7 protein-coding genes are annotated in these 7,904 nt (G+C 63.2%); 6 read left to right on the top strand and 1 reads right to left on the bottom strand.

Annotated elements, in window-relative coordinates; translation table 11 throughout:
• Positions 1 to 509: 509 nt before the first annotated feature.
• The 6 genes from ACFHYQ_RS08545 (at position 510) to ACFHYQ_RS08570 (ending at position 7,290) form a co-directional block, all read left to right on the top strand.
• Positions 510 to 1,340: an amino acid ABC transporter permease gene (locus ACFHYQ_RS08545; RefSeq protein ID WP_394300556.1), complete on the top strand. Its 831-nt coding sequence runs from the start codon at positions 510 to 512 to the stop codon at positions 1,338 to 1,340.
• On the top strand, positions 1,268 to 2,116 hold the full coding sequence (locus ACFHYQ_RS08550; RefSeq protein ID WP_394300557.1) for an amino acid ABC transporter ATP-binding protein: 849 nt from the start codon (positions 1,268 to 1,270) through the stop codon (positions 2,114 to 2,116). Before ACFHYQ_RS08545 ends, ACFHYQ_RS08550 begins: the two co-directional genes overlap by 73 nt.
• Before the next feature lie 31 nt (positions 2,117 to 2,147).
• A complete protein-coding gene (locus tag ACFHYQ_RS08555; RefSeq protein ID WP_394300558.1) occupies positions 2,148 to 3,602 on the top strand; it encodes an aldehyde dehydrogenase family protein in 1,455 nt (484 codons plus the stop codon).
• Positions 3,603 to 3,658: 56 nt separating this feature from the next.
• Positions 3,659 to 4,975 (top strand): aspartate aminotransferase family protein, encoded by a 1,317-nt coding sequence (locus ACFHYQ_RS08560; RefSeq protein WP_394300559.1) that lies wholly within the window; start codon positions 3,659 to 3,661, stop codon positions 4,973 to 4,975.
• Between the two features lie 222 nt (positions 4,976 to 5,197).
• Positions 5,198 to 6,013, top strand: coding sequence for an ABC transporter substrate-binding protein (locus ACFHYQ_RS08565; protein WP_394300560.1), 816 nt, complete (start codon positions 5,198 to 5,200; stop codon positions 6,011 to 6,013).
• Positions 6,014 to 6,036: 23 nt separating this feature from the next.
• On the top strand, positions 6,037 to 7,290 hold the full coding sequence (locus ACFHYQ_RS08570; protein ID WP_394300561.1) for a metal-dependent hydrolase family protein: 1,254 nt from the start codon (positions 6,037 to 6,039) through the stop codon (positions 7,288 to 7,290).
• A gap of 144 nt (positions 7,291 to 7,434) precedes the next feature.
• Here ACFHYQ_RS08570 and ACFHYQ_RS08575 read toward each other — a convergent pair.
• Positions 7,435 to 7,904, bottom strand: a 470-nt coding sequence (locus tag ACFHYQ_RS08575) for a CoA transferase (protein ID WP_394300562.1), incomplete at its 5' end; no start/stop codon positions are given.

Below are 7,904 nucleotides of genomic sequence, written 5' to 3' on the forward strand. Positions count from 1 at the left end.
CTGCCTCCACCAGATCAGGGACCGCGCGGCCCGCCCGCCGGCACCGCGCTCGTTCTCGTCCATTTCCAGAAGATCAGCTAAAAGTCGGTAGGAAAACCTCATTGCGTTGAGGTCTACACGCTCCTGCCGTTACCTCACGCCGGTCCCGCAGGTCAATCCCTATCCCATGAGCATAGTTCGCCTGGTTGCCTGAGAAACTCGGGCGAAGCACGTAGAAGCCTTGACGCCACATCGAGCCCGTGTAGAATCACTAAACAGGCAAACTGGACTAGTGGCCTAGCCACTAGCCCTTAGCGTAGCCACTCGACAACATCTACCTTTAATCACCCCACTGGCCCAGCAATTGGCATCCACCGGACACCATACGGCTGAGAGCGTTGCTATATGTGGCGCCCTCGCGAAAGAAGCAGGCGTCTTGCCAGACGGAAGTGATCGGCGATGGCTGTAGCGAGACCAGGTGGGGACGGCGGGCTGCTCTTAGCGGGCCGCCGCACGCAAACGAGGTATGCATGACAGCGCACCTGGTCGTGGCGCCGAATATCGACTGGCAACTACTCTTCGATCGAATCTTCAACGGCAGCCCGGTCTTCTGGCATTCGCTGGCGGCCACGGTCTACATCTCCATCAGTGCACAACTCGTCGGCATCATCCTCGGGGTGCTCACGGTCGGTGCGGTGCGATCGCGCATCCCGCCGCTGCGCGCGCTGGCCTGGCTGTACCGTCTGGTGATGCGTGGGACGCCGCCCATCGTTCAGATCTTCTTCATTTACTACGGGGCCAATCTGCTTCTGGGCTTCGACTTGTTCCCAGCCAATCTCAGCGTGGGCTCGATCACCATCTCCGGGGCGCTCATCGCGGGTATCACGGCTCTCGGCCTGATCGAGGGCGCGTACATGAGCGAGATTATCCGCGGCGGACTTGAATCGGTCGAGGACGGCCAACTCGAGGCAGCCCTCGCGGTAGGAATGACCAGAAGAAAAGCAATGTGGCGGATCATTGCGCCGCAGGCGGCCCGAGTGATCATTCCTACGGTCGGCAACCAATACAACTACATGCTGAAAGCGACCTCGCTGCTGTCCTTCATCGGAGTCAACGAAATGTTCCAGGACGCCCAGATGGGGTATGCGGCCACATTCCAGCCGGTTGAGTACTTTATCGGCGTAGCCATCTGGTACCTGGTCCTGACCTCGCTCTGGGGTGCTATCCAGACCCGAATTGAGAGAAGACTCGGAGCATCGGAGTCCGAAACCATTGGGGAGAGGCCTCTATGGAAACCATGGAAGAAGAATTTGAACGCACTGGTACGCCGGAACCGGGAGACGGAGAAGGCGGGCGCGTGACCGCCGGCGACTCGGACCGGGTGTCGTTGCGCGCTGTCGGTGTGACCAAGAGCTTCGGGCGCGTCGAAGTGTTACGCGGCGTCTCGACCGACATCCCGTCACACGGCACTACTGCGATCATCGGGCCGTCCGGCTCCGGCAAGACCACATTCCTTCGCTGCCTGAACGGGCTCGAACTTCCGGACAGCGGCAGGATCGAGGTTGAGGGCGAGATCATGCCCTGGTCGAACGGGCGGCCAATCCTGGGCCGCCGCCGGGAACGCGAAGCCGCGCGAGTCCGGCAGGAGTTCGGGTTCGTCTTCCAGAGATTCAACCTCTGGCCCCACATGACCGCCCTGGAAAATGTTACCGAAGGTCCGATCCGGGTGCGACGGATGGTGGCAGCCGAGGCGAAGGAGTTGGGCCGATCGCTGCTGGCCCGGGTGGGGCTCGAGCAAAAGATCGACGAATACCCGCGCCGTCTGTCGGGCGGCCAGCAGCAGCGTGTGGCGATCGCACGGGCCCTGGCCATGGAGCCGAAGATTCTGCTCTTCGACGAAGCCACGAGTGCGCTCGATCCCGAAATGGTCGGTGAGGTCCTCGAGGTAATGAAGGATCTAGCCTATCAGGGGATGACCATGGTCTGCGTGACGCACGAAATCGGATTCGCGCGAGAGGTCGCGCACAAAGTCATCATGATGGACGACGGCTCCATTGTGGAAGAGGGAACACCCGGCGAGGTATTCGACACTCCGAAGAGCGACCGGACCGCCCGATTCCTTTCGAAGGTTCTGTAATTCGTCGGCGAGTGTTCGGGAGTGGTGGACAATGATGAACCCTGGCAACGAGGTCTTTGAGCGGCACTGTCACTGGATCGGCGGCACCTGGACGCCGCCTTCACGACCAGGTGAACTGCTGCCGGTCGTGAACCCGGCCACTGAGGAAGAGATCGGCAGGGTACCGGCCGGCGACGCCATGGATGTCGGCCGTGCGGTCGACGCGGCGAGTCAGGCGTTGCCTGCTTGGCGTGACACGCCGGTGGAGGACCGACTGACTCTGCTGGAACGGTTCTGCGACGTACTCGACGACAATCGCGCCGAACTCGCAGACATCATCACCGCAGAGGTCGGCGCGCCGGTCTCGATATCCGGGCCGATGCACGTCGGGCTGACCTCGGAAATCCTACGGGCCTTCGTCGAAATCGGGCGTGAGTTCGACTTCGTCGTCCCTGTGGGAGGGTCCACACTCATTCATGAGCCCGTCGGTGTGGCGGGGTGCATTACGCCGTGGAATCTGCCGCTGATCCTGATTGCCCAGAAGCTGGGGGCGGCAGTGGTGAGCGGTTGCACAACCGTGTTGAAGCCCAGCGAACTGACGCCGTTCAGCGCCCTGCGGCTGGCCGAATACATGACTGAGGCGGGCTACCCCCCGGGCGTGTTCAACGTGGTCACCGGCGACGGCCCTGCTGCGGGTGAGGCCCTGGTGAGTCACCCCATGGTGCGAAAGGTCTCGTTTACGGGTTCGACGAGAGCGGGACGCCGCGTCGCGGCGTTGGCCGCGGAATCCGTGAAGCGAGTGAGTCTCGAACTCGGCGGGAAGAGCGCCAACCTGGTGCTGCCTGACGCGGACCTGGAGAGGGCTGTTGTCACCGGAAGTCACCAAGCATGCTTCAACGCCGGTCAATCCTGCATCGCCTGGAGCCGGCTCATCGTTCCGGCCGATCGGCTCGCCGACGCGACCGAGATCGCGGCCCGTGCGATCGGGAGCATGAAAGTCGGCGATCCCACGGATCCGACCACCGATGTGGGTCCGCTCGTCTCGGCGGAGGCAGCAGACCGAGTTCGCGGCTACATCGCCAAGGGGGTCGGGGAGGGAGCGCATCTTGCGCTCGGCGGTTCGGGGCGCCCGTCGGGCCTGCCGCGCGGCTTCTACGTCGAGCCGACGGTGCTCACCAACGTTCAGCCGGACATGATTGTGGCGCAGGAGGAGATCTTCGGCCCGGTGCTCTGCGTCATTCCGTACCGGACTGAAGAGGAAGCCATCGCGATCGCGAACAGCACTCCATATGGACTACACGGGGCGGTCTGGTCGCAAGACGAGGACCGCGCGATGGCGGTCGCGCGCCGGTTGGAGACCGGGATGGTCAACATCAATGGATATGGCTTCGACCCGATGGCACCGTTCGGCGGCTACAAGCAGTCGGGAGTGGGCCGCGAACTCGGCACCGCCGGCCTGCAGGAGTTCCTCGAGGTGAAGGCCGTGCAGCGCTTCCAGCAGAGCTGACAACCCCGCAACACCACGAACCCCCTACTAGATGTGAGCAAGGACGTGCATCAAGGATGACGAGCAAGAGCTGGATTGAACGGGACCGTGCCAGCCGGCTTCAATCGCGCTACACGTTTCCGGAGGTGCTGGAACGCGGCAACGGCACCCTGGTCTACGACACTGATGGGCGAGAGTACCTGGACTTCGTCTCCGGTCAGGTGTGCGCGGTTGCGGGACACGCTCACCCCAAGTACGCGGACGCGATCGCCAAGCAGGCGCACACGCTCATCCAACGCGGCTCGGCGTTCACCGACACATGTCAGATCCAGCTCGCCGAAAAGGTGGCACAGATGTGCCCCGGCGATCTGAACAAGAGCTACTTCGCATGCACGGGGTCGGAGTCGAACGAGGCTGCGCTGCGTATGGCGAAGCTCATCACGGGACGGCACGAAGTGGCCGCGCTGGTGCGTGGCTACCACGGCCTGACCGCGGGATCGTTCGGGATCACGGGCCTTGGCGGCGTCTTCCGGGAGGGTTACGGCCCCATGCAGCCAGGCGCGGTCTTCCTTCCTGCGCCCTACGTGTACAGATGTCCGTTCAAGGGCTGCGACCAGGACGGCGATTCTTGCGCGATGACCTGCCTGGAACACGGCTTGGATACGCTGCGGCGTACCAGTTCCGGCAGGCCGGCGGCGGTATTCGTCGAAGTCGTCCAGAGCGCGGGCGGAGTCATCGTGCTGCCGCCGGAGTGGCTGCGTGAAGTGCGCCGTCTCTGTGACGAATGGGGCGCGCTGCTCGTGATCGACGAGGCGCAGACGGGCTTCGGGCGTACCGGCAAGATGTTCGCTTTCGAGCATTCCGGCGTTATGCCGGACATCCTCACCCTTTCCAAGTCTCTCGGTGGCGGGGTCCCGGTCTCCGCGGTCGTGGTCCGGGACGGTCTCGCCGCAGAGCTCGAGGCCAAGGGGTACTACCAGTCCAGTTCGCACACCGGCGATCCGCTGCTGTCTGCGGCTGCCCTTGCCAACCTCATGATCATTGAGGAGGAGGGCCTGGTTGAGAATGCGAGAAAGGTCGGAGAACTTCTCCATAGGGGCCTGGAACAACTACGCAAGGAGTACGACATCGTCGGCGATGTGCGTGGCCTCGGGCTGTTCCTCGGGTTCGAGATCGTCGAGAGCAAGGAAACTCGCACGGCAGCCTCCGAGCTCGCTGAGACGGTTTCGGCGCATTGTCAGCGGGACGGTCTGCTGATCGGTCACGTCCCGGGCGCGGTCAGCGAGAACATCATCCGAATCCTGCCGCCGCTGACGACGACAGCCTCCGAAGCAGAGCGTGCGCTCGAGATTCTCGGATCAGCGCTGGCACAGGCCAGTTCACAGGCCGGTTGAGGCGCTCGAAAGTAGGTGCCTGCGAAACTCTGTCGGTTTCGCAGGCGCTTGATCCCCGGCTACTCGCCAAGGCTCTGTACCAGAACAGGCAGGGCGGGACATCGAAGAACGAGGTTAGTAGTTACGAGAAGGAGACTCGTGTCCATATCATCGATTTCCTCGATCCACCCTCTTCGGGGGCGCCGAAACAGAGCCATCGGAATGCTCTCAGCGCTGATTTCCGTGGCGATTGTGCTGACGGGTTGCGGAAGCTCCGAGAGCAGTTCCGGCGGTGGTGCGGCGGCCAGTGGCGCTCCAGCGGACAGCAAGAAGGCCGGCGACCTCAACATCTGCGCGGATCTCGGCTACCCGCCCATGACATTCATGAAAGACAACAACCCGGCCGGGTTCGACGTAGACCTTGCGAATGCCCTCGCAGCAAAAATGGGCGTGCAGGCCAAGTTCCAGCAAACAGGCTTCCCGAACATCATCGCCGCACTGCAAAGCGGCAAGTGCGATGCGATCATGAACGGGATGAATGGCACTCCCGCACGGGGCGAGCAAATCGCGATGATACCCTACCTCGAGGACGGGCATGGCTTTGCCGTAGCGAAGGACAACCCGAAGAACATCACTGGCCTCGATGACCTGACCGGGAAGAGAGTCGCCACGCAGCTCGGTTCGTCCAACCAGGAGTTCCTGGAGGAACAGAGTAAAAGCATGGTCGACCAGGGCAAGGAACCGATCGAGATCGTGTCGTTTCCTCAGGACACCGCCGCATTCGCCGCACTGGGAACCGGGAAGGTAGATGCGTTCTTCCAGGACCTCGTGGTGCTCGGCTACTACGGCCTGACGCATCCCGACAAAATCTCAATAGCGAATGTGTCGGCAAACAAGCAGACTGTCGTCATCGGTACTCGAAAGAATGATACGGACCTGATCGACTCGCTCACCAAGAGCCTCGACGAGCTCTACCAAGATGGAACCGTGAGCCAAATAGCGAAGACGTGGGGCATACCTGACATCAACCTGCTGAAGTCGCCCGACACCGCAGGTTGAGCGGCAGAGCCATGCCAGAAGGGTTGGTCCTTGTCGGCGGCCGTCTCATCGTGGGGGATGGGACGGCACCGATCGACAACGCTGTAGTGATCACTGATGATTCAGGTCTGATCACGTATGTGGGAGGCTCGCCTTCCCCACCTGCCGTCATTCCCACCGCGCGGGTGCTCGACGTCAGCGGCTGCACCGTCATGCCGGGCTTCTTCGATTGCCACATCCATTTTCATCTGGATGGACTGTGGGGTATGCACAGAAGACAGGACGAGTATCCGCCCGTTCATGTTTTCGAAACCGCGGCGCGGATGCGTGAGACGCTGTACGCCGGTGTGACCTCGGCTCGAGATCTAGGCGGGACGGGAGCCGGTTTCAGGGTGGCGCAGGAGCGCGGACTGCTTGAAGGCCCGCGCCTGCAGGTGGCGCTCCGACTGCTGTCTCACACCGGTGGTCACGCGGACATGACGTGCAAGTCGGGACATGATCTGGTACGCATGGCCGGCGAGGGTCACGAGATCTGTGACACGCCTGCGGAGGCCCGCCTGTCGGTTCGACGGGTGCTTCGAGATGGGGCCGATCTGGTCAAGGTCTGTGCGACGGGCGGTATCTCTACGCCGGCCGACCAACCAGAGGATGAGGGTCTTTCCGAAGAGGAGATCGCCACGGTTGTCGATGAGGCGCGTCGCCATCGACGGCGGCGGGTCGCGGCGCATGCTCAGGGCGCCGCCGGGATCATCAACGCGATCCGAGGGGGCGTGACCAGCATCGAGCACGGCTACCTGATCGACGATGAGGGCATGGATCTCGCACTGGAGCGAGGCGTCTTCGTGGTCCCGACGCTTTCCGCGTTCAGTTCTCTTGACCGAGGCGACGCCATGTCCGCGACCACCCGGCAGACCGCGCTCCGGATCCGCGACGAGACCCACGTCCGGATCGCCGCAGCGATCGAGCGAGGGGTGAAGATCGCGGCTGGGACCGACGCCCCCGCAGGCCGGTACGGTCACAATCTTGAGGAGTTGGAGAGGCTGGTTGGCCTGGGCATGTCACCGATGGATGCGATCGTTGCCGGCACGGCGACCGCCGCGGACCTGTGCGGTGTCTCCGACATTCTGGGCACTGTCGAAACAGGAAAGATCGCGGATCTGGCTATCTGCGCCGGCGATCCGCTCTCCGGTATATCCGCGCTCAGCAACCCGGACAATATCCGACTTGTGATACAAGGCGGCCGCGTTGTCAAGGACACGGACCGTCGCGCTTCACAAGCCGTCGCACCAGCGCGTTAGCGGGCACGGGCACTACCCGCCACGGGGTCGCGCCCCCGGCCTTGTCCTACAACGCCACGCTTGTGAGCTTACTTCTCGAGTGTCGCAATTGGTGGGCAGCCTCATCTGGGCGGTTCTGAAGGCGGTTCACTGCTTCCGTGTGGCTCACGTCGTGCGCTCTTCCGATGCTGCGCTCTCCCGCTCGCGCAGCCAGTCGAGCACGGTGTCGTTGTCCTGGCCCAGGGCGGGAGGCGGCGTGTGGCGATGAGGATCCGCACCATTGGACCCTTCCGGGGTCTCGAAGCCGTCCGGTGTCTCGAAGCGCAGCGGCGGGCCGGGAAGCTCGATCGGGCCGAGGACCGGATGATCGACGGTGACCAGCAGGCCCTGGGAACGGACCTGGTCCCAGGCGTACACCTCGTCGATCGACCGGATCGCGCCCGCCGGCACGCCCAGCTCGCCGAGTGCGGCCAGCCAGTGCGCCCGGCCGTACGCCGCCAGCGCCTTCTCCATGTCCGCGATCAACTCGTCCCGATACGCGAACCGATCCCGGTTCGTCGCATATTTCGCGAGTTCAGGGTCGATGTCCAACAGCGTGGCCACCTTGCGCCACTGCCCCTCGTTGGCCACCGCGA

It is taken from the genome of Sphaerimonospora cavernae, from assembly GCF_042435035.1.
In the GTDB taxonomy this organism is placed as follows: domain Bacteria; phylum Actinomycetota; class Actinomycetes; order Streptosporangiales; family Streptosporangiaceae; genus Sphaerimonospora; species Sphaerimonospora cavernae.

Excerpts from the sequence above, each read along its gene's own strand:
- ACFHYQ_RS08545 (WP_394300556.1), top strand. The coding sequence starts at position 510 with ATGACAGCGCACCTGGTCGTGGCGCCGAATATCGACTGGCAACTACTC.
- ACFHYQ_RS08550 (WP_394300557.1), top strand. The coding sequence starts at position 1,268 with ATGGAAACCATGGAAGAAGAATTTGAACGCACTGGTACGCCGGAACCG.
- ACFHYQ_RS08555 (WP_394300558.1), top strand. The coding sequence starts at position 2,148 with ATGATGAACCCTGGCAACGAGGTCTTTGAGCGGCACTGTCACTGGATC.
- ACFHYQ_RS08560 (WP_394300559.1), top strand. The coding sequence starts at position 3,659 with ATGACGAGCAAGAGCTGGATTGAACGGGACCGTGCCAGCCGGCTTCAA.